At 56.9% G+C, this 21,051-nt stretch carries 22 protein-coding genes and 1 other RNA gene; 19 read left to right on the top strand and 4 right to left on the bottom strand.

What is annotated here, in order from left to right:
• Window positions 1-59: 59 nt before the first annotated feature.
• Window positions 60-2,042: a transketolase gene (gene tkt / locus HWX89_RS07745; protein ID WP_138792066.1), complete on the bottom strand. Its 1,983-nt coding sequence runs from the start codon at window positions 2,040-2,042 to the stop codon at window positions 60-62.
• Between the two features lie 330 nt (window positions 2,043-2,372).
• On the opposite strand from tkt, the gene HWX89_RS07740 reads away from it, so the two are divergent.
• The 7 genes from HWX89_RS07740 (at window position 2,373) to HWX89_RS07710 (ending at window position 7,277) form a co-directional block, all read left to right on the top strand.
• Window positions 2,373-2,645: a DUF4164 domain-containing protein gene (locus HWX89_RS07740; protein ID WP_138792067.1), complete on the top strand. Its 273-nt coding sequence runs from the start codon at window positions 2,373-2,375 to the stop codon at window positions 2,643-2,645.
• Window positions 2,646-2,656: 11 nt separating this feature from the next.
• A complete protein-coding gene (locus HWX89_RS07735; RefSeq protein ID WP_138792068.1) occupies window positions 2,657-3,037 on the top strand; it encodes a cell division protein ZapA in 381 nt (126 codons plus the stop codon).
• A 129-nt stretch (window positions 3,038-3,166) separates the two neighbouring features.
• Window positions 3,167-3,324: non-coding RNA, 6S RNA (ssrS, locus tag HWX89_RS07730), on the top strand.
• A 212-nt stretch (window positions 3,325-3,536) separates the two neighbouring features.
• Window positions 3,537-4,799 (top strand): hemolysin family protein, encoded by a 1,263-nt coding sequence (locus HWX89_RS07725; protein ID WP_178340679.1) that lies wholly within the window; start codon window positions 3,537-3,539, stop codon window positions 4,797-4,799.
• Window positions 4,799-5,395: a 5-formyltetrahydrofolate cyclo-ligase gene (locus tag HWX89_RS07720; RefSeq protein ID WP_138792070.1), complete on the top strand. Its 597-nt coding sequence runs from the start codon at window positions 4,799-4,801 to the stop codon at window positions 5,393-5,395. The genes HWX89_RS07725 and HWX89_RS07720 overlap by 1 nt, the downstream gene beginning before the upstream one ends.
• A 90-nt stretch (window positions 5,396-5,485) precedes the next feature.
• The gene (locus tag HWX89_RS07715; RefSeq protein WP_138792071.1) at window positions 5,486-6,310 is read left to right on the top strand and encodes a TIGR00282 family metallophosphoesterase; all 825 of its coding nucleotides are present in this window, start codon (window positions 5,486-5,488) and stop codon (window positions 6,308-6,310) included.
• Between the two features lie 127 nt (window positions 6,311-6,437).
• Complete coding sequence (locus HWX89_RS07710; protein WP_138792072.1) at window positions 6,438-7,277, top strand: MBL fold metallo-hydrolase; 840 nt, start codon at window positions 6,438-6,440, stop codon at window positions 7,275-7,277.
• A 37-nt stretch (window positions 7,278-7,314) separates the two neighbouring features.
• On the opposite strand, the gene HWX89_RS07705 is transcribed toward HWX89_RS07710, so the two are convergent.
• Window positions 7,315-7,818, bottom strand: a complete 504-nt coding sequence (locus HWX89_RS07705) for a pyridoxamine 5'-phosphate oxidase family protein (protein WP_138792073.1) — start codon at window positions 7,816-7,818, stop codon at window positions 7,315-7,317.
• Window positions 7,819-8,010: 192 nt separating this feature from the next.
• Between HWX89_RS07705 and HWX89_RS07700 the strand changes: the two genes are divergently transcribed.
• Window positions 8,011-8,757: a YebC/PmpR family DNA-binding transcriptional regulator gene (locus tag HWX89_RS07700; RefSeq protein WP_138792074.1), complete on the top strand. Its 747-nt coding sequence runs from the start codon at window positions 8,011-8,013 to the stop codon at window positions 8,755-8,757.
• A 66-nt stretch (window positions 8,758-8,823) separates the two neighbouring features.
• On the opposite strand, the gene HWX89_RS07695 is transcribed toward HWX89_RS07700, so the two are convergent.
• Together HWX89_RS07695 and HWX89_RS07690 are read right to left on the bottom strand one after the other, a co-directional pair.
• Window positions 8,824-9,825 (bottom strand): LLM class flavin-dependent oxidoreductase, encoded by a 1,002-nt coding sequence (locus HWX89_RS07695; RefSeq protein ID WP_138792075.1) that lies wholly within the window; start codon window positions 9,823-9,825, stop codon window positions 8,824-8,826.
• Between the two features lie 131 nt (window positions 9,826-9,956).
• The gene (locus HWX89_RS07690; protein ID WP_138792076.1) at window positions 9,957-12,266 is read right to left on the bottom strand and encodes a methyl-accepting chemotaxis protein; all 2,310 of its coding nucleotides are present in this window, start codon (window positions 12,264-12,266) and stop codon (window positions 9,957-9,959) included.
• A gap of 245 nt (window positions 12,267-12,511) precedes the next feature.
• Here HWX89_RS07690 and ruvC point away from each other — a divergent pair, with 245 nt between their 5' ends.
• The 11 genes from ruvC (at window position 12,512) to tolB (ending at window position 20,988) form a co-directional block, all read left to right on the top strand.
• The gene (gene ruvC, locus HWX89_RS07685) at window positions 12,512-13,024 is read left to right on the top strand and encodes a crossover junction endodeoxyribonuclease RuvC (protein WP_138792077.1); all 513 of its coding nucleotides are present in this window, start codon (window positions 12,512-12,514) and stop codon (window positions 13,022-13,024) included.
• A 32-nt stretch (window positions 13,025-13,056) separates the two neighbouring features.
• Entirely contained in the window at window positions 13,057-13,674 is a 618-nt protein-coding gene (ruvA, locus tag HWX89_RS07680; protein WP_138792078.1) for a Holliday junction branch migration protein RuvA, read from the top strand.
• 70 nt (window positions 13,675-13,744) lie between these two features.
• Window positions 13,745-14,785, top strand: a complete 1,041-nt coding sequence (gene ruvB, locus HWX89_RS07675) for a Holliday junction branch migration DNA helicase RuvB (RefSeq protein ID WP_138792079.1) — start codon at window positions 13,745-13,747, stop codon at window positions 14,783-14,785.
• Between the two features lie 68 nt (window positions 14,786-14,853).
• Window positions 14,854-15,444, top strand: a complete 591-nt coding sequence (locus tag HWX89_RS07670) for a DinB family protein (RefSeq protein ID WP_138792080.1) — start codon at window positions 14,854-14,856, stop codon at window positions 15,442-15,444.
• Window positions 15,434-15,946 carry an NUDIX hydrolase gene (locus HWX89_RS07665; protein ID WP_138792081.1) on the top strand — a complete coding sequence of 171 codons (513 nt, stop codon included), beginning with the start codon at window positions 15,434-15,436 and terminating at the stop codon, window positions 15,944-15,946. Before HWX89_RS07670 ends, HWX89_RS07665 begins: the two co-directional genes overlap by 11 nt.
• Window positions 15,943-16,479, top strand: a complete 537-nt coding sequence (locus tag HWX89_RS07660) for an NUDIX hydrolase (protein ID WP_138792082.1) — start codon at window positions 15,943-15,945, stop codon at window positions 16,477-16,479. Before HWX89_RS07665 ends, HWX89_RS07660 begins: the two co-directional genes overlap by 4 nt.
• On the top strand, window positions 16,476-16,913 hold the full coding sequence (gene ybgC, locus HWX89_RS07655) for a tol-pal system-associated acyl-CoA thioesterase (protein WP_138792083.1): 438 nt from the start codon (window positions 16,476-16,478) through the stop codon (window positions 16,911-16,913). The genes HWX89_RS07660 and ybgC overlap by 4 nt, the downstream gene beginning before the upstream one ends.
• 262 nt (window positions 16,914-17,175) lie before the next feature.
• Entirely contained in the window at window positions 17,176-17,895 is a 720-nt protein-coding gene (gene tolQ, locus HWX89_RS07650) for a protein TolQ (RefSeq protein WP_138792084.1), read from the top strand.
• Window positions 17,896-17,941: 46 nt separating this feature from the next.
• Complete coding sequence (gene tolR, locus HWX89_RS07645) at window positions 17,942-18,400, top strand: protein TolR (RefSeq protein ID WP_138792085.1); 459 nt, start codon at window positions 17,942-17,944, stop codon at window positions 18,398-18,400.
• 10 nt (window positions 18,401-18,410) lie between these two features.
• A complete protein-coding gene (tolA, locus tag HWX89_RS07640) occupies window positions 18,411-19,592 on the top strand; it encodes a cell envelope integrity protein TolA (RefSeq protein ID WP_138792086.1) in 1,182 nt (393 codons plus the stop codon).
• A gap of 82 nt (window positions 19,593-19,674) precedes the next feature.
• Window positions 19,675-20,988, top strand: coding sequence for a Tol-Pal system beta propeller repeat protein TolB (gene tolB, locus HWX89_RS07635; RefSeq protein ID WP_138792087.1), 1,314 nt, complete (start codon window positions 19,675-19,677; stop codon window positions 20,986-20,988).
• Window positions 20,989-21,051 lie beyond the last annotated feature (63 nt).

Genomic DNA, 21,051 nt, shown 5'->3' with positions numbered 1-21,051 from the left:
TTACAGTCTCCCGATGAAGAATTGTACGTGTCTTGCAGTATTGTGAGGGCTTGGGGCCCTCACGAAAGCTTTTCTTCAACTGCTGCGACAACGGCTTCTGCCGTGATGCCGAAGTGCTTGAAGAGATCCTTCGCCGGGGCGGAGGCGCCGAAAGAGTGCATGCCGACGAAAGCGCCGTCAGAACCGATGAAGTAGTCCCAGCCCTGGCGGACAGCAGCTTCAACAGCGATATTGACCGATGCCTTGCCAATGATGGCGTTGCGGTAGGTTTCGGGCTGTTCCTTGAACAGTTCGAAGCACGGAACGGATACCACGCGGGCGGAAACGCCCTTGTCCTTCAGTGTTGCCGCTGCCTTAAGGGCAACTTCCACTTCAGAACCGGAAGCAAAGATCGAAACCTTTGCGTCGCTTGCCGAGACCAGTTCATAGGCGCCGTAAGCCGACAGGTTCTTCTCTTCATATTCCTTGCGCGACGGCGTCAGGTTCTGACGTGTCAGGGCAAGCGCAGACGGGCGATGCTTCTGCTCGAGAGCAATCTGCCAGCATTCGGCCGTTTCGGTTTCGTCGGCCGGACGGAAGACCAGAAGGTTCGGGATGGCGCGCAGCGCGGCAATCTGCTCGACTGGCTGGTGGGTCGGACCGTCTTCGCCGACGCCGATGGAATCGTGTGTCAGGACGTGAACGACGCGAATTCCCATCAGGGCAGCAAGGCGGATCGACGGACGGCAATAGTCCGAGAAGATCAGGAAGCCGCCGGCGTAAGGGATGAGGCCGCCGTGCAGGGCGATGCCGTTCATCGCTGCCGCCATGCCATGCTCACGGATACCGTAGTGCAGGTAACGGCCGGAGAAATCCGTCGGAGTGATGGACTTCATCTGGCTGGTCTTGGTGTTGTTCGACGGTGTCAGGTCGGCAGAGCCGCCAACTGTTTCCGGCAGGATGCCGTTGACGATTTCGAGGGTATCCTCGGACGCCTTACGGGTTGCAACCGTCGGGTTGTTCTCGATGATCTTCTTCTTGAAGGCATCGATGCTGCTGTCGAAGTTGCCTGGCAGGTCGCCAGCGAAACGGCGCTTGAACTCGGCCTTCTTGCCGGCTTCAGACGCTTCAAGGCGGGCTTCCCAGTCCTGACGTGTCTTGGTCGAGCGGAGACCGGCCAGACGCCATGCGTCAAGCACATCTTCCGGAACGACAAACGCTTCGGCTTCCCAGTTCAGGTGCTTGCGGGTGGCAGCGATTTCTTCTGCGCCCAGCGGGTTGCCGTGAACCTTGTGGGTGCCCTGTTTGTTCGGGGCGCCGAAACCGATAACGGTCTTGCAGGCGATGAAGGTCGGGCGGTCCGACTTCTGGGCAGCTTCGATTGCTGCGGCAATCGCGTCCGGATCATGACCGTCAACTTCGATCGTGTTCCAGTGTACGGCCTTGAAGCGCGCAATCTGGTCGGTCGAGTCAGACAGGCCAACTTCACCGTCGATGGTAATGTTGTTGTTGTCCCAGAAGAGAACGAGCTTGTTCAGCTTCAGGTGACCGGCAAGAGCGATCGCCTCGTGGCTGATACCTTCCATGAGGCAGCCGTCGCCGCACAGAACATAGGTAAAGTGGCTCTGAAGATCGGAGCCGAACTCTTCTTCGAGCTTGCGTTCGGCAATCGCCATGCCAACGGCGTTGGCAATGCCCTGGCCGAGCGGACCCGTGGTCGTTTCAATGCCAGTTGCGTGGCCGTACTCGGGGTGGCCGGCGGTCTTCGAGCCGAACTGACGGAAGCGCTTGATCTCATCGATCGTCATGTCCTCGTAGCCGGTCAAATAAAGCAGCGAGTAGAGGAGCATCGAGCCGTGGCCCGCTGACAGTACGAAGCGGTCGCGGTCTGCCCACAGCGGGCTCTTCGGATCGAACTTCAGGTAGCGGGTGAAGAGAACGGTGGCGACATCTGCTGCGCCCATCGGCAGACCGGGGTGGCCGGAATTGGCCTTCTCCACTGCGTCCATGGCAAGAAAGCGGATCGCATTGGCCATCCGGTTGTGTTTGTCGCGAGAAATCATGGCTTTTCCGTCTGTTTCCGGGTGAAAGGAGATAGTTAGATGCAACTATCCAAAAAGCGGGTTGATCCATAGCAGGTGAAGCAGGCAAGTCAATAAATCCACGGCCATTTGCAGTTCGGTGATCGATAAAAATCGTTTTGAAAAACAGCCTGGCTCGCGTCTGTTCGATGCGCAGCACTGTTGTGCAGCTTTATTCATCCACAGAGCAAAGTGTCCCAATGCACTGGTTTGATTGACGGGATGGTAAATCGGGTAATAACCTCGTGAGCATGAAACAAAGAGCCCAAGGCCGAATGATTCGGCCAGTTGCGTGCGAGTTGGAAAAAAACGATGTCGGCTGAGAAGACCGTACAATCTGCACTGACGGAGCTGAGTGCTGCCATTACAAATCTCGAAAACGCCATCGATATGCGTATCGAGCGGGAGCGGGAGGCAGGTGACATCGATAATGAAGTAAAGCGGGTTCACATCGACCGGGCGCGGCTTGCCAACGAACTGGACCAGGCCGAGTTTCGTGCCAATCGCCTTGAAGAAGTCAATCGCGAGGTTTCTCGCCGCCTAGTGACGGCAATGGAGACTATCCGCGCCGTGCTGGATCGATAGGGGAGCGACCAATGGCTCAGGTTACTGTGATGATCGATGGCAAAGCCTATCGTATGGCATGCGAAGCGGGACAGGAGCAGCACCTGACCGATCTTGCCACGCGTTTCGATCAGTATGTCGGACATCTTAAAAGCCAGTTTGGAGAGATTGGCGATCTTCGGTTGACCGTCATGTCGGGCATTATGGTGATGGATGAGCTTTCGGAGTTGAGCCGCAAGCTGGAGAAGCTCGAGAGCCAGGTCGCATCGCTGACCCAGAACCGTGATGGCATGGCGGAGCAAAAGGCGAAATCCGACGAGATGGTTGCCATTGCCATCAGTGATCTTGCCACGCGTCTCAACGGAGTGACGGAAAAGCTGCTGGCGCGGCCGAAACCTGCCGCTACCCACTGATTATCTTTTGGCCGCCCGTACAAGCGGCTGCATTGGCCGACAAGGCGTCGTTCCGATGCAGCGTTTCACAACGTAAAAATCCGCTGCTCACCCTCTGGCGGAACCTTTCGATCCGTCCTATATCTGGGGAGCGTTCTGCGCTTCCCGACAGGAACCACAATCCCTGGGGCCATACTCGATCCAAAGGGAGCTGTCCCTGACCAGTCCCGTGGGGCTGGACACACGGTGCCCACCTACTTTTGTAGGCACCCAGGATCGTAAATCTCCATCGGTCGCGTGGATCGCACTTCAGTTTTCTGTGAAGTATCCTCTTTATATCGTCGACAGTCTCTTTCATCGCTGCCTGGCTGAGATTTTTAATCCGCAATCATTGCATTGGCGGAACAATTCCCTATTATCCGGATTGGTATGTCTGTTCTGCCTTTTAAAAAAGGCGCTGCGGTCAAAACCGCGACGTGCCGTTCAACAGCCCAAAGAGCTAAACTTGTTTACTGAAATCTTGATCGTGGTCCTGCTCACCGTCGTGAACGGTGTGCTTGCCATGTCTGAGCTTGCCGTGGTTTCTTCGAGACCGGCAAGGCTCAAGGTGCTTGCCGCACAAGGCAGCAAGGGCGCAATGCTCGCCCTTAATCTTTCTGAAAATCCGGGACGTTTTTTGTCCACCGTGCAGATCGGCATTACGCTGGTCGGCATTCTCTCGGGTGCATTTTCCGGCGCCACGCTCGGCACGCGTTTTACCGCGTGGCTCATCGAGCAGGGCGTACCAGACCGCGCCGCTGACGCGCTTGGTGTCGGCTCGGTTGTTGTTGCCATTACCTATCTTTCGCTGATCGTCGGCGAACTTGTCCCGAAGCAGATTGCGCTTCGCGATCCGGAGAAGGTTGCAGCCCGCGTTGCTCCGTCGATGATGTTGCTGTCCAAGATCGGTGCGCCGCTGGTGTGGCTGCTCGACAAGTCCGGCAAAACCGTTCTTGCGCTGCTTGGACACAGCGGCGAATCCAATGCGTCTGTTACGGATGATGAAATTCGCACCGTTCTTGCTGAAGCGCACAGTGCCGGCGTCATCGAAACCGAGGAATCGGCCATGATTACCGGCGTCATGCGTCTCGCTGACCGGAACGCCCGTGGTCTGATGACGCCGCGTCGTGATGTGGAAGTCGTCGACATTGAAGACAGCGCCGAGGAAATTCGCGAACAGCTTCGTGGCACGCAGCGTTCGCGTCTTCCTGTCCGTAACGGTGCGTCTGACGAAATCCTCGGTGTTCTTTTTGCCAAGGATGCATTTGATGCACTCGCCTCGGGTAACGAGCTGAACATCCGCGAACTGTTGCGTGAAGTACCGGTCGTGTCGGACCTCACCAGCGCTGTGGATGTCATCCAGTCGCTGCGCCGTTCGACCGTTCATATGGTTCTCGTGTACGACGAATATGGCCATTTCGAAGGTATCATCAGCTCAGGCGATATTCTCGAAGCCATTACTGGCGCATTCCAGGAAGACAATGACGAGGAGCCGGCAATCGTCGAACGTGACGATGGCTCGTTCTTGGTTGCTGGCTGGATGCCGGCGGACGAGTTCGCAGATCGTATGGGCTTCCAGATCGACGAGGATGCAGAATTCGAAACCGTCGCTGGCCTGGTGCTGGACGAATTCCGTCGCCTGCCGGAACTCGGCGAACACGTTACCCGCAACGGCTGGCGTTTTGAAGTGATCGACCTGGACGGGCATCGCATCGACAAGGTGCTCGTGAGCCGGGCTGCTTGATGCAGCCTGGTGTCGGGGAGAAGGCACGGTTGCGCGGCGAAAGGCTCGCCGCGCGGGATGCGCTCACAATAGACGAACGGCATGTAAAAAGCCTGGCCATGTGTGTCTGTGGGGCTGCCAGGATCAACTTTGAGCCAGGCACGGTTGTTTCCGGATTTATGCCGATCCGCTCGGAAGCCGATATTCGACCATTGTTGGAATCGCTGCGCCGCAAGGGTGCACGTCTGGCGCTGCCTGTTGTTCTCGACCGTGAGACGATTGTTTTCAGGGCTTTCGAAGAAGGCATACCTCTGACAAATACAGGGTTCGGCACGACCGGACCCGGCCAGGATGCTGCGATCCTCGATCCAGACATTCTCCTGGTGCCTCTCTCGGCGTTCGATAGACAGGGGCATCGTATCGGTTACGGTGCCGGTCATTATGACCGTGCGATTGCCCGCCTGCACAAGCAGGGGCGCAAGCCAACGCTTATCGGGGTGGCGTTTGATTGCCAGGAAGTGCCGTCCGTTCCGGCAGAGTCACATGATGTCCCGCTCAACGCCATCCTGACTGAGAGCGGTTTGCGGCGGATTTATGCAGCTCCAGACCAGCGATAATGGGCAAAAGACGCTTTAGCCCTTTTTAAACGACGAATTTCCCATTAGACGGAACGAAATTTGACAAACTGGCGCCAGCGGGGCAGGTGAATGAGGCTTCTTTTTCTCGGGGATATGGTCGGCAAGACCGGACGGACGGCGGTTTGGGAAAAACTGCCAGGATTGATCTCCGACCTGAAACTGGATTTCGTTGTCGTCAACGGCGAGAATGCTGCCGGTGGTTTCGGGATTACGGAAGACATCTACCTTGAGACGATCAACGCAGGTGCCGATGTCGTGACGACCGGCAACCACGTCTGGGATCAGAAAGAAGCCGTATCGTTTTGCGAGCGACACGACCAGTTTCTGCGGCCTGCCAACTATCCCAAGGGAACGCCAGGAAAGGGCTCCGGCCTGTTTTATGCGCGCAATGGCGCGCGTGTTCTCGTGGCCAACATCATGGGCCGTGTGTTCATGCACCCAGAACTCGATGATCCTTTCAGCTCTGCCGAAACCATTCTGGCCGCCTGTCCGCTGAAAGAGCAGGCCGACGCGATCATTTTCGACTTCCACGCGGAAGCGACCAGCGAAAAGCAATGTTTCGGTCATTTCGTTGATGGACGTGCAAGCTTCGTGGTCGGAACGCATACCCATGTGCCGACAGCCGATGCGCAGATTTTAAACGGTGGAACCGCCTATATGTCGGATGCTGGCATGTGTGGCGATTATGACTCTTCGCTTGGTATGGACAAGGAAGAGCCGATCAACCGCTTCATCTCCAAGATGCCGAAGGGCCGGTTTGAGGCAGCGAGCGGGCCAGCGACGATCTGCGGGGTTGGCGTAGAGATCTCTGACAGAACCGGGCTCGCCGAAAAAATCGCGCCCTTGCGCATTGGACCACGGCTCTCTGAAAGCATTCCGGCCTTCTGGGCTTGAGCAACGCTGCGCCGTCAGTGACCCGTCGATAATGACGACATTGTGAGCGTGGCGCCGGTTCTGCGAACTGGACGCTTGCCCAAGCTTGTCGCATCCTCTGCCATCGCAAGTTCAGGGGAGTGGCGTCATGCTGCGCGTGCTATTGCTTGCAATGTCCGGACTGGTTGCATTTGCTGGAGCGGCGCTCTCGCAAACAGCCGCCCGCCCACCTGTCAGTCAATGCCAGGCGATTGCTCAAAAAATTCCTGATGTGACATTTGTCAGCTTCAGCCCAGCCGATCTTCAGCTTGCGCAGGCAACAGTCAAGGAAGAGGTGAAGATCAGTTTTATCGGGCACTCGACCTACCTGATCGAGAGCCCTGATGGTGTGACGATCGCTACCGATTATAACGGCGTCTATCGCCCCCCTGTTACGCCCAACGTCGTGACGATGAACAGGGCGCATTCGACCCATTTCACCCTTAATCCTGATCCCGCCATCCAGCACGTTCTGCACGGTTGGAGCGATACGCCGGGCGGAAAGGCCGATCACAAGGTTCTCGTCGGAGACGTCTACATCAGGAATGTTGCAACCGACATCCGCAACCGCTGGGGTGACTACGAGAGTTTTCAGGAAAATGGCAATTCCATTTTCATTTTCGAAGTCGCCGGACTTTGCATCGGCCATCTCGGCCATTTGCACCACGAGCTGACAGACACCCACTATGCGGAGATTGGCAGGCTGGATATCCTGATGGTTCCCGTCGATGGTGGATTGACGATGGGCGCCGACAGCATGAGCCGGGTCGTGAAGCGGCTTCGTTCTGCATTGATCTTGCCAATGCACCGCACCGGCCCGCCACTGGAGCAGTTTCTGACGATGTTTGGGGAGAGCTTCAAAATTGCCTACGCGAATGAACCCATCATCCGTGTGTCGATGCGCAATCTTCCCCGCCAGCCGCAGATACTGGTGCCACAAGGCATGTAGCGTACAACTGGCGAAGAAGACGGGGGAGCTTAATCAATCAGGCGAAGGCGAGATGCTGGCGGACCCCAACATCAGGCACCTTATCGTCGGACATGTTTGCCTTGGCAATTTCCCAGCCGAATTTCAGCGTGCTGTCCGTAGAAGCCCATATATCGGCGTCGTCAACATGCAGGGCAAGCATTGTCAGCTCAGGATCTGACTTGCCGTGTTCGTACCAGGCGGCTGTCACCGAGTTCCAGTATTCATCGACTTTTGTCTTGTCGTCGCGAATCTCGAGCACTCCAGAAAGGCAGGCGTGATAATCGTGATCCTTGCCGACGAGGCAGAAGTGCGCGCGAGAACCTGGTTTGATCGACTGGGCGAGGTCCGTATCCTTCTTCGAGAAAAACCAGATCGTATTGGTTTTAGGATCTGCGTGCGGTGCCATTGGCTGCATATGGCTATGCAGGCCTTCAAGCCCCAGCATGCCGGCATGGACCGAATTGATTTCGTCCCAAAGCTGACGGGCAGGGGCTTCGCGCGCTTCTGTCAGGCTGACCATGGTTATCTCCTTCCGGTTTGTTGTCTGTCGGAGAGGGGACAAGCCGTCCTCTCACCGCGCTCCTGACCAAAACGGCGTGCGGATCAATCGGTTCCTTATCTTCTTCAGGTCTGAAAACGCATCCGGGCTTGAACGATGGGCGTATCGCACTTATAAGGCCCGCAATCCCAAATTACGACAATCAGGTTTTCCATGGCTGGTCATTCACAGTTCAAAAACATCATGCACCGCAAGGGTAAGCAGGATTCGATCCGTTCGAAGATGTTTTCCAAGCTTGCACGCGAAATCACCGTTGCAGCCAAGTCCGGCCTGCCTGACCCGACCATGAACGCTGCTTTGCGTCTGGCTGTTCAGAACGCCAAGGCGCAGTCGATGCCAAAAGACAACATCGACCGCGCCATCAAGAAGGCGTCGGGCGCCGATGCTGAGAACTACGATGCAGTTCGTTACGAAGGTTATGGCCCGGGCGGCACGGCGGTTATCGTCGAAGCGCTGACCGACAACCGCAATCGCACGGCATCCAACGTCCGCTCGATCTTCAGCAAGGCTGGCGGAGCGCTTGGTGAAACCGGTTCGGTATCCTTCTCCTTCGATCGCGTTGGCGAAATTACCTACAAGGCTGAAGTTGGCGACTCCGACAAGGTCATGGAAGCGGCTATCGAGGCCGGTGCTGATGATGTGGAATCCTCCGAGGACGGCCACACGATCATCTGCGGTTTTGAAGATCTGAACGAAGTTGCCAAGGCGCTCGAAGGCGTGCTCGGCGAAGCTGACAGCGTCAAGGCAATCTGGAAGCCACAGAACACGGTTCCGGTTGACGAGGAAAAGGCGCAGTCGCTGATGAAGCTGATCGACAACCTCGAAGACGATGACGACGTTCAGAACGTCTATTCGAACTTCGAAGTATCCGAAGAAATCCTGGCGAAGCTCTCGGCCTGATTTTTTCAAATGTCTGAATTACAAAGCCCCGGCAGCGTCTGCTCCGGGGCTTTTTTCTTGCGTATCCTATGCCGCCTTACGGATCGATGTTCGAACGTCCGCAAATATCTCCACGGAACGAAGCCGCTTTTCAATATCATGGATCGGCATGGAGACGATCAGTTCATCGGCCTGCGTCTCGGCAAGGAAGCCGTCGAGATGGCGACCAATTGTGTCGGGTGATCCAACGGTGGCGAAGCGCAGAGTGTGTTCCACCGAAAAACGCTCCATCTCGTTCCAGTAGTCATCCATGCTCTCCACCGGTCTGGGGAACTGGGTGCGAACGTTGCGACGCAGGTTCACGAACTGCTGCTGTGATGATGTAAAGAGATGCTGCGCTTCCTCGTCAGTATCTGCGCCCACACCCATCACGCCGACCATGACGTACGGTTTGTCCAAGACCTCGGACGGTTGGAACCGCTCGCGATAGATATGCAGCGCTTCCATCAGCATGTCTGGTGCGAAGTGCGACGCGAAGGAATAAGGAAGGCCAAGAGCGGCCGCCAGATGCGCACTATAGGTACTTGAGCCCAACAGCCAGATCGGCACATTCGAATTCATGCCAGGAACGGCAAGGATCGTCTGATCTGGCTCCGGCGGACCGAAATAACGCTGGAGCTCCATGATGTCGTGAGGAAAGTTTTCTGCACCGGCATCGAGATTGCGACGAAGCGCGCGGGCTGTGCGCATGTCGGTACCGGGCGCGCGTCCGAGGCCAAGGTCGACACGTCCGGGCAGCAGCGCTGCCAGGGTGCCGAACTGTTCGGCAATCACCAGTGGCGAGTGGTTTGGCAGCATGATGCCACCGGACCCAACCCGGATATGTTTTGTTGCCGCCCCGACATGGGCGATGACAAGCGATGTGGCTGCACTTGCGATACCCGGCATGCCGTGATGTTCAGCAAGCCAGATGCGGTTGTAGCCATGCTCTTCCGCCTTGATTGCCATGCGGCGGGAGTTTTCAAGCGCTTCACCGACGGTCTCGCCTTCGCCGATCGGGGAGAGGTCGAGAATGGAAAAAGGGATCATCCGTCGCTCCTAGAGAAAGTCCTGTTTCCGACCCGATGTAAGTCGCTGGTGCGCCTTTACCATAGGCGTCGCGTAGAATTGATGAAGCGTTCAAAAAAATTGGGGCTCGCGGAGAGCCCCAATCACAGATGTCAGCTTGCCTGGCGGTAGCGAACCTGTTCGGCGAAAGCAGAGTGGCCGCTGTCATCGGCGAGGACGAACTGTCCGAGCCTGCCGTCCATTTCTGTGGCCTCCGAAGCGAGATTGTGGATCGCCGCCGTTGTTTCCTCCACCATAGCCGCATTCTGCTGTGTCATTGCGTCGAGACCGCTCACGGTGCTGTTGATCTCCGCCAGCGTGTGCGCCTCCTCGCGGGTCGATTCCATAATCTCCTCGATGCGATTGCTGATCGTCTGAACGTGCTGGCCGATGCCAGTCAGTGATGCGCCGGCCTTTTCGACAAGCGTGACCCCGGTAGACACCTCATCGGTGGAGCGTTTCAGCAGGCTGGTGATTTCTTTCGCTGCAGCCGCCGAGCGTTGTGCCAGTTCACGCACTTCCTGAGCCACGACGGCGAACCCCTTGCCGGCTTCGCCCGCGCGAGCCGCCTCCACGCCCGCATTGAGAGCTAGCAGATTGGTCTGGAATGCGATCTCATCAATCACGCCGATGATCTGGTTGATCTGCCGCGAGGAGGTCTGAATGGCTTCCATCGCGGCGATTGTCTGGTCCATGACGTTGCCGGAGGCTGCGGCTTCCTTGCTGGCATCGCGGGCGATCCGGGTCGCCTGTTCAGCCCGCTCGATCTGGTCGCGGACGGCTTCGGTGATAGCCTTGATGGCACTTGCAGTTTCCGTAATTGATGCAGCCTGACGCTCTGTGCGTTCGGCGAGTTGGTCGGCACCAACGCGCATCTCTTCGGAGCCACTTCGAACGGCGGCGGAATTGCCTCCGATGGCCTGCATGGTTTCGCTGAGCCGTGCCATGGCGGTGTTGAAGTTGTGGCGCAGACCTTCAAGCTCATGGGGGAAACGGCTCTCGATCCGGTAGGCGAGATTGCCGTGCGCAAGACGATCGAGTCCCTCATCCAGGGAATGCACGACCATCTGCAGCGTGCTGGCTTCGGCCTCGCGTTCGGCAAGATGAGTGCGCCGCGCCGTTTCAGCTTCCTCGCGGGTGCGCGATGATGTTGCTTCAAGCTCTCGCTGCCTGATGAGTGTCTCACGGAAGCTGCCGAGTGCGCGTGCCATTTGGCCGATCTCGTCTTTCCTGTCCTGATTACCGATCTCGGCATCAAGATTGCCGGCAGCAACATCACCTGTCAGACCTGCAAGCTTCTGAAGCGGTGCAAACAGTCGACGCGCAAAGAACGCGGTTGCCGCGCACATGGCGGCCAGCACACAGAGCCCGATTATGGCAAGCGTACCAGCAATCGAGACAGAGCCTGCGTTCAATTCACTTTGAAGCATGCTTTCGACGGCAAGATATTTTTCTCCGCCAAACGAGAATGGCCGGGCATAGGCGTTAGCGTCGCCGTCTGCGCGCGTTATCTTTGCTTCTGTCATTCCCGATGAAGTGAGAGCAGAGGTATAAAACCCGTAAGGACCGGCATCCAGAGCAGTCAGCGTGTTGCCGTCTACGCCGATGACCTTGCCATCCGCCGCGATGATCGCGGGTTGTTCGGAACTGTCTTTGGCGATGCCTTTGGCAAGGATCTGTGCAAACACCTCTTCCTTGACCTTGAAGAGAACGAGGCCCTTGAACGAGCCGAACTTGACCACGGGTATGCCGAAATAGATGCCTGCTTCTTTTGTGGCTGCGTCGATCCGCAGTCCGGAGAAACTGGTCTGCGCTACATCGTTCACAGCTTTTTTGGCGTTTTCAGCGCCACGCGAAAAGGCTGCCCCCAATCCGCTATCTGCCCATGCACCGCTGGTGACAGTTTCACCGAATGCGGAACCCTTGAGATAGGAGTAATAGACCGTGCCGTTAGGGTCGACAAAGAGAACATCGCTGAAGGGCGTTCCCTGCAGGTATCCGGCGATATCTGTCTGGGTCTTTTCGTGGGTGGAATAATAAAAGCCGCTTGGGTTTTCCGGCTTGATAAGTTTTTCACGCTGACCGAAGGGGTTTTCCTTGACAAAAACACGTTGCAGTTCGGCTTTCGCATCGCCTGAGTTTTTCTGAACCGTACCCCAGCCGCTGCGCATCGACACGACGGCCATTTGCAACGATTCAATCTTGGCGATGGAATCCGCCTGTGTTTCAAGCTGTTCCAGACGCTCCTGCAACATGTCTCCACGGAAGACGAGAATGCTCTCCATGGATTTCGAAGCTTGTTCCTGAAGAACGCTGCTGCTGCTCTGGTAGCCGAGGAGGGTCAGTGCGGCGGTGGACGTTGCCATCAAAGCCAGGAAAATGATCAGAACTTTGGTCGATATGGAATGAAAACGGTTCAGCATGGCTGCTGTAGCCCCCAATGCCAGTTCGGCAGCCCCGCTCTCCTTAATGGCGGCACCGGCTGATCGATTGGCGAATTGTTTTGCTACGGCGCATCATGTCCGCAGCTCCCCTTTTGTCATTATTGCCGGAAACAATGCGGTACGGGATTTAAACAGAGGTAAATGCTGCACTGCAAATTTAACGGATGTTGTCGTTTTGTTCACTTATCGCTGGCAGGTTTGCTGCCGGAAAGATAGGGTGGCTTATGCAGAACACGATTCGAATCATCGGGATCGATCCCGGTTTGCGGCGTACCGGCTGGGGCATCATTGAAAGCCTCGGCAATAGCCTGCGCTTTGTTGCCTCCGGTACGGTTACATCCGATGGTGACATGGATCTGGCCTCACGCCTTTGCCAGTTGCATGACGGACTGGCCGAGATCGTGCACAGTTACCAGCCTGATGAGGCGGCCGTGGAGCAGACCTTCGTGAACAAGGATGCTGTCGCCACGTTGAAGCTGGGTCAGGCGCGCGGTATTGCCATGCTGGTTCCGGCGCGGGCTGGATTGCAGGTTTCCGAATATGCGCCGAATGCGGTCAAGAAAGCAGTGATCGGGGTTGGTCACGGTGAAAAGCAGCAGATTCACATGATGCTGAAAATCCTGATGCCGAAAGCCGAGTTCAAGGGAAACGACGCCGCGGATGCGTTGGCGATTGCCATTTGCCATGCACACAATCGTGGTGGTGACAGAATGCGCCGCCTTCTGGCGGCGGGCTAAATTTTAGTGGTTTTATTTCGGCGGGCGGCGTCATGATTGGAAAACTCAAAGGGACTATCGATGAAATCGGCGCGGATTACGTCCTCGTGGATGTGCATGGCGTCTGTTACGTTGCGCATTGTTCGGCGCGAACGCTGTCGAAAATCGGATCGGCGGGTGAGGCCGTTGTACTCTTCATCGAGACCTATGTACGTGAAGATCAATTGAAGCTTTTCGGCTTTCTTTCTGCTCTGGAGCGCGAGTGGTTCAATCTTTTGCAGAGCGTACAGGGCGTGGGTTCGAAAGTGGCGCTTGCTGTCCTGTCCACCCTGTCTCCTTCTGAACTGGCGAATGCCATTGCGCTTCAGGACAAGGTCGTTGTTTCGCGTGCGCCGGGCGTTGGTCCAAAGGTCGCAGTTCGCATTGTGACGGAGCTTCGCAACAAGGCACCTGCCTTTGCCGGAGAGGCGTCTGCGTCTATCGGTCTGAAGCAGGAACTCGGAGAAGGGGCCGCCCCCGCTCCAGTGGCAGATGCTGTTTCCGCTCTTACTAATCTAGGCTATTCCCGAGATCAGGCAGCAAATGCGGTTGCTGCCGCGCTCAAGAACGGAGGTGAGGGCGGCGATAGCGCCAAGCTTATCCGTCTCGGGTTGAAGGAGCTTTCGCGATAACGCGATGCCCGTGTTATAGGGAGTGGAACATGTCACTCCATGAATGTGCGATTAAGACGGAATACCCTTGATGAGCGATGCGGCAAGATTGATCTCAGCGGATAAACGTGGCGAGGATATCGACACAACCATGCGTCCGCAGTCGCTGGACGACTTTACCGGTCAGGCGGAAGCGCGCGCCAATCTCAAAATCTTTATCGAAGCCGCCAAGAACCGCGGCGAAGCGCTAGACCATGTCCTTTTCGTCGGCCCTCCAGGCCTGGGCAAAACGACCCTTGCGCAGATCATGGCCAAAGAACTCGGCGTTAATTTCAAGTCTACGTCCGGGCCAGTCATTGCCAAGGCGGGTGACCTTGCAGCACTTCTGACCAATCTCGAAGAACGCGATGTGCTGTTCATCGACGAAATCCACCGCCTCAACCCCGCCGTTGAGGAAATTCTCTATCCGGCAATGGAGGATTTCCAACTCGATCTTATCATCGGGGAGGGTCCGGCCGCACGCTCGGTCAAAATCGATCTGTCGAAGTTCACGCTCGTTGCGGCAACGACGCGTCTCGGGCTGCTGACAACGCCGCTGCGCGACCGCTTCGGTATTCCGGTCCGGCTTTCATTTTACACCGTCGATGAGCTGGAATCGATCGTTCGTCGTGGTGCGCGCATGGTGGGCCTCAACATGACGGACGAGGGTGCGCGTGAAGTGGCCAGACGTGCACGCGGCACGCCGCGAATTGCAGGGCGGCTGTTGCGCCGCGTGCGCGACTTCGCTGAAGTGGCGCGGGCGGAAGCAGTTACGAAGGAAATTGCTGACGAGGCTCTGACGCGCCTTCTCGTGGACAATATGGGTCTCGACCAGCTCGACATGCGCTACCTGACGATGATCGCCGTAAACTTTGGTGGCGGGCCGGTGGGTATCGAGACCATCGCTGCGGGTCTTTCCGAACCGCGCGATGCAATCGAGGACATTATCGAGCCCTACATGATCCAGCAGGGGTTTATCCAGAGGACCCCGCGCGGCCGCATATTAACGGGAACCGCATGGAAACATCTGGGTATGCAACCGCCAAAGGACCTTGAGGCAGCGCAATTCAGGCTGACGCTGGACGAGGATTAAACCTTCGACCTCCAGGTTTCATGCCGCGATTTGACGATTGGCTGGTCTCAGAACGAAGGGAGGGGAACATGCCGGACTATGATGCGGCGCGTGTTTTTCGCAAGCTGGCGCGGAACAATCGCCTTGCCAATTTTCGGCTGCATAACGCCTGTTTATTGTTGCCGCAGGACGAATTCGTCGCGCCCCGAACGAGCTTCTTTCCAACCATTCGCGCGACATTGAACCATATCCATATCATTGATGTCTTTTATATCGATGCACTGAAAGGCAGTACCCTCGGGCCTGCGGCATGGGCAAACGAGGAGCCCTACCTGACGATGGAAGCGTTGCGGCAGGCCCAGGCGAAACTCGATGACGACCTGATTTTTTTTGTCGAGGAGCTTGATGAAGCCAGTCTTGCCGCAACGATCAACGTTCACCGCGGCAAGCGCATTCAGCAGGATCGCTGCGACGACATTCTCAGCCATCTCTTCCAGCACCAGACGCACCACCGCGGACAGGTGCACGCCATGTTGTCAGGCACGAGTGTGAAACCACCGCAACTCGATGAATTCATTGTTGGCGATGACGCAATGGCAAGAAAAACCGAGATGGATGCGTTAGAATGGCGCGAAGATGATTTGATGTCTCCAGCCCACAGGCCGCTCAATGACGCATGACACCCGCATCCGCATAAAATTCAAACCGAAGCGTATTTTCCAGATGCGTATCGCGGGCCTCGCCTTTCGTGATGGACATGTGCTTGTTCACCGGGCGACGCACGAGAAATTCTGGACTTTTCCCGGTGGGCGCGCGGAAATGGGAGAGCGCTCCGAGGAAACGCTCGAGCGGGAGATGATGGAGGAACTCGGCACCGAAGCGAAAGTCGGACGGCTTCTCTGGGTGGTCGAAAACTTCTTCCATTACGAAGGCAAGGACTGGCACGAGCTTGGCTTTTACTACCTCATGGATCTGCCGGAGAGCTTTGCGTTTCATCCCTCGGCCATCATCCACCGCGTACAGGATGGTGATAACGAACTGGAGTTTCGTTGGGTCAAGGCGACGCGCCAGGCATTGACGGAGCTCGATATTCCGCCCTATTTCATCGCCGACGAAATAGAGCATCTGCCGCAGACAACAAGACACCTCGTCTGGTACGACGGCGATCTGGACGATAAATGACTTCTGCCCTCGAACGCCACATGATCCGGCTGGACCGCAAGCCGCAGCTTTTCAGCATGCGTGTGGCGGCGCTGATCTTCCAAGACGGGCATATCCTCGTTCAGCGTGCTGTCGGCGACGTCTACTGGGCTTTGCCGGGAGGGCGTGCGGAGATCGGTGAAAGCTCCGAAGAAACCATCGTTCGGGAAATCCACGAGGAGCTGGGCCGGGATTGCTGCGTCGAACGGCTGCTGTGGTCCGCCGAGAATTTTTTCTCTTACGGAGAATACGCTGCGCACGAGTTGGCGTTCTACTATCTGGTTTCCCTGTCGGAGCCGATGCCTTTCCACGAAAGCGATATTATTCATCGTGTGATGGATGGCATCGAGATCGAATTCCGTTGGTTGCCAGCCAACTCGTCCGCGCTCACGAAAAACGATCTCAAGCCTGCGTTCGTCGCGCAGCGTATTGAAGCCTTGCCGAGCCGGAGCGAGCATCTGATCGTTCGCGAAGGATGCTCTGGCGCGGCAGGAATTCCCAAGGAGACCTCATGACCTTTACCGTCCCGCTTTCGGGCGAACTTATCGAGCACGGCCATCGACTGATGCAGCGCGTTTATTACGAGGACACGGATTTTTCCGGTCTCGTCTACCACGCCCGTTATCTGCATTTTTTGGAGCGTGGCCGTACCGACTATCTGCGGTGTCTCGGATGTGAGCAAAGCGCGCTGCTGACAGCGGATGAAGAGGGCCTTGTTTTCGTCGTCCACCGTATGGAAATCGACTTCAAAAGCCCGGCACGTATGGACAATGTGTTGACGATCGCCACTGTCACCGAGAAGGCAGGTGGCGCAAAAATGGTGCTCAATCAGGAAATTCGTCGTGGTGAGACGTTGCTTGTCAGCGCCAAGGTCATCATCGCAGTCATCAATGCGAATGGCAGGCCAAGACGTCTTCCGGAAACGGTTGCGGAAAAATTCCTCAAGTAAGACAGGCGCGGCCGCAGTAAATCCCGCAATGGTGTCCGTATAGTAACACTCCCTTAACCATAATGGTGTCTTACTTTAGCATCTGGTATTTGTGCGGTGCACGCCTTCCTTTCACCAAATTTATTGGCAAGGAAGGCATATTGGCAAGTACCGGGGCATGGCTAAAGGGTTGGGCGGCGTTGACCGCATAACTTCGAGCGCCGATGCGCGTTTGAATCGCCCGGTCCCGTGCCGGGCGTTTGGATTCGGGGATTGGATATTTATGGAACAGGCAGGTTTGGCAGCGGCGACGCACGACGTAAGTCTCTGGGCTCTGTTTATGCAGGCGGGCTTTATCGTAAAGCTCGTCATGATCGGACTTCTGGCCGCCTCGGTCTGGACGTGGGCGATCGTCATCGACAAGTATGTGAGCTTCAACAAGGCACGGCGCCAGTTCGATCAGTTCGAACAGGTCTTCTGGTCTGGTCAGTCGCTTGAAGAACTCTATCGTACGCTGGCAGAGCGGCAGAATGGCGGCTTGGCTGCGATTTTCGTGTCGGCGATGCGGGAATGGAAAAAGTCCTTCGAGCGCGGCGCACGTTCTCCGATCGGTTTGCAGATGCGTATCGACCGGGCAATGGATGTGACCATGGCTCGTGAAGGCGAGCAATACGAAGCCCGTCTTGGTTCTTTGGCAACGATCGGTTCAGCCGGTCCGTTCATCGGCCTTTTCGGTACGGTCGTTGGTATCATGACCTCGTTCCAGGCTATCGCCGGTTCGAAGTCCACCAACCTCGCCGTTGTGGCGCCTGGCATTGCTGAAGCACTTCTGGCAACGGCTATCGGCCTGGTTGCCGCTATTCCTGCGGTTATCGCCTACAACAAGTTCACCGCCGATGCGCACAAGCTTTCCGCACGCATGGAAGGTTTCGCCGACGAATTCTCTGCGATCCTGTCTCGCCAGATCGATGAAAAGCTTCAGACGCGCCAGGCTGCGCAGTAAGCGAACCGCGCATTAATTTGCCGCAAGGCAAAATGGAGTAAACGTTATGGGTATGTCAGCAGGTGGCAACGGCGGCGGTTCCGGTGGACGCCGTGGACGCGGCGGCCGTCGCAGAGGCGGAGCGATCAGCGAAATCAACGTGACGCCGCTGGTCGACGTCATGCTGGTGCTGCTTATCATCTTCATGGTGGCTGCACCGATGATGACGGTGGGCGTTCCGATCGATCTGCCGCAGACCTCTGCGAATGCGCTGAATTCGGACACGCAGCCGATCACGATTTCCGTCAACGCCAACGGCCAGATCCATCTTCAGGAAACTGAAATCCAGGCTGAGGAAGTGGCTGCCAAGCTGCAGGCCATTGCGACGACAGGTTATAACGAACGCATCTTCGTTCGCGCCGATTCCGTTGCCGCTTACGGTATGGTCGCGGACGTAATGGCTCGTATTCAGGCCGCAGGCTTCAAGAATATCGGCCTCGTGACCCAGCAGAAACAGGATAATTGACGTAAGAGCGATGAAGGGCAGCATCACCACATCCGCGATTGTGCATGCGTCGCTTCTGGCTTTCGCCCTTGTATCCTTGGGCTCGCCGGAGCCTCTTGACGTTTCGCAGGCCGAGGCCCTGCCAGTGGAACTGGTCCCTGTCGAGGAATTGAGCCAGATTCAGCAGGGTGACAAGAACGCACCCAAGGCGGAGAAATCTGCGCCTGTTCCGACAACCCGCCCGGATATCGTCGAGAACGCGCAGAACGCTGGCAACAACACCACAGATATTCAGGCGCCGCCGACCCCGACGGAAAAGCCGAACAACAATGAGAGCGCTGCTGCGCCACCAAAGTCCGAGAATCCGCTGCCTGTTGTCGATACCAAGCCGAACGAGGTGAAGGATATCGTCAAGGAGGAGACCTCCGCGCCGAAACCGCAGGAAATGGCTGCTTTGCCCCAGACCAAGCCGGAAGTTGCGCCGCAGCCAAAACCCACGCCGACGCCTCCGCAGGAAACCAAGGCGGAAGAGCCGCCACCGCAAAACCAGGAGCCGGCCGAAATTCCCGTGCCGCAGAACGTGCCGCGTCCGAATTCTCGTCCAGAGCCGCCGAAGCCGGAAGAGCCGAAACAGGCCGAGACGAAGCCTGCAGAACAGAAACCGGCTGAAAAGCCTGCCGAGAAAAAGCCGGATCAGGCCAAGTCGACGGAGAAGCCGTCTGACAAGAAACCTGCCGACAAAAAGCAGGAGACAGCCAAGTCTGCCGCGTCTCAGGCAAGCGAGTTCAATGCCGACGAGATTTCAGCGCTCCTGAACAAACAGGCGCCGTCCGGCGGCGGTGCGAAACGCTCGACCGAAACAGCCTCCCTTGGTGGCAAGAAGACGCTTGGAACGGGTCTGAGTGCCAGCGAAATCGATAACGTCAAGGGCCAGATCCAGAACAATTGGTCCATGGTCTCCGGTCTCACCGGAGTTGCCGAGGTGCGTGTGGTGATCAGGATCGAGCTTGACCAATCCGGCAATATTGTTGGTCAACCCGAGGTCAGCGCTTCCGGTGGTCCGGAAGGTACGCGCCGGGCGGTTGAAAGCAGTGCGCGCCGCGCGATCCTTCGCTCCGCGCCTCTCAAGAACATGCCGATCGAGAAATATGAGGGCGAAAGGGGCTGGAACACGATGGTTCTGAACTTCGATCCGTCCGAATTTGCATTGTGAGCCGACAGGTTTTGGAAGTGATGACGACAGAAATCCCAAAACTCCTGTCCAATTTTCGTAAGAAGCTGAAAGGCTTGTCTAAATGACCAAGTGTTCTGTCCTCCGCGCCCTCATGGTTGCCACGGGCATGTTGTTCTCGCTGGTTGCTGTCGCTCCGGCGAATGCCGAGGTTCAAATCAACATCAACAAGGGCAATGTTCAGCCGTTGCCAATCGCCATTACCGACTTCATGTCGGGTGACGGCATCGGTGCGCAGGTTTCTGCTGTCATCGCGGCTGATTTGCAGCGCTCCGGTCTTTTCGCACCGGTCAATAAGAGCGCGTTCATCGAAAAGATCAGCAATCCGGATCAGCAGCCGCGTTTCGAGGACTGGAAGGTCATCAACGCGCAGGCTCTGGTCACTGGTCGCGTGACACGTGAAAGCGATGGCCGCCTGCGCGCCGAGTTCCGTTTGTGGGACACGTTTGCCGGTCAACAGATGACAGGTCAGCAGTTCTTCACCCAGCCGGAAAACTGGCGCCGTGTGGCTCATATCATCGCGGACGCGATCTACGAGCGTATCACTGGTGAAAAAGGCTACTTCGATACCCGTGTTGTTTTCGTTTCCGAAAGCGGCCCGAAGACAGCCCGTAAGCGTCAGCTTTCCATCATGGACCAGGACGGTTTCAACATCCGTAACCTGACCAACTCGAATGACATCGTTCTGACGCCGCGCTTCTCGCCGAACCGTCAGGAAGTCACCTACATGTCTTTCGAAGGCCAACAGCCCCGTGTTTATCTCCTGCAGCTCGAGACCGGGCAGCGCGAAGTTGTCGGTAACTTCCCCGGCATGACGTTCTCGCCGCGCTTCTCTCCGGATGGGCAGAAGGTTATCATGAGCCTTCAGCAGGACGGCAACGCCAACATCTACACGATGGATCTCCGTTCGCGGACAACGACGCGTCTGACGAACACGTCCGCGATCGATACCGCACCGTCCTATTCGCCGGACGGTCAACGCGTCGCCTTTGAAAGCGATCGCGGTGGCCGCCAGCAGATTTACGTCATGAATGCGGACGGCTCCGGTCAGCAGCGCATCTCCTTTGGTGATGGCTCTTATTCGACACCGGTCTGGTCTCCTCGTGGCGACCTGATCGCCTTCACGAAGCAGTCAGGTGGCAAGTTCTCGATCGGCGTGATGAAGACCGACGGTTCCGGCGAGCGTATCCTGACCAGCGGTTTCCACAATGAGGGCCCGACATGGGCACCCAACGGCCGTGTTTTGATGTTCTTCCGTCAGAACGCCGGCGCAGGTGGACCGCAGCTCTATTCGATCGATCTGACCGGTTACAACGAGCAGCTTATCAAGACCCCGACCTTCGCTTCAGACCCGGCATGGTCGCCGCTTCTGGACTGATTTGATTGCCATGGCGGCGCTGGATGATCCATCGCCGCCATATTTTTACGCATGCCCTTCAGG

The organism is Rhizobium sp. RM (genome assembly GCF_013390595.1).
Lineage (GTDB): Bacteria > Pseudomonadota > Alphaproteobacteria > Rhizobiales > Rhizobiaceae > Agrobacterium.
Note: the sequence above shows the minus strand (reverse complement) of the source record. Positions and strands in the feature narration are given on the sequence as shown.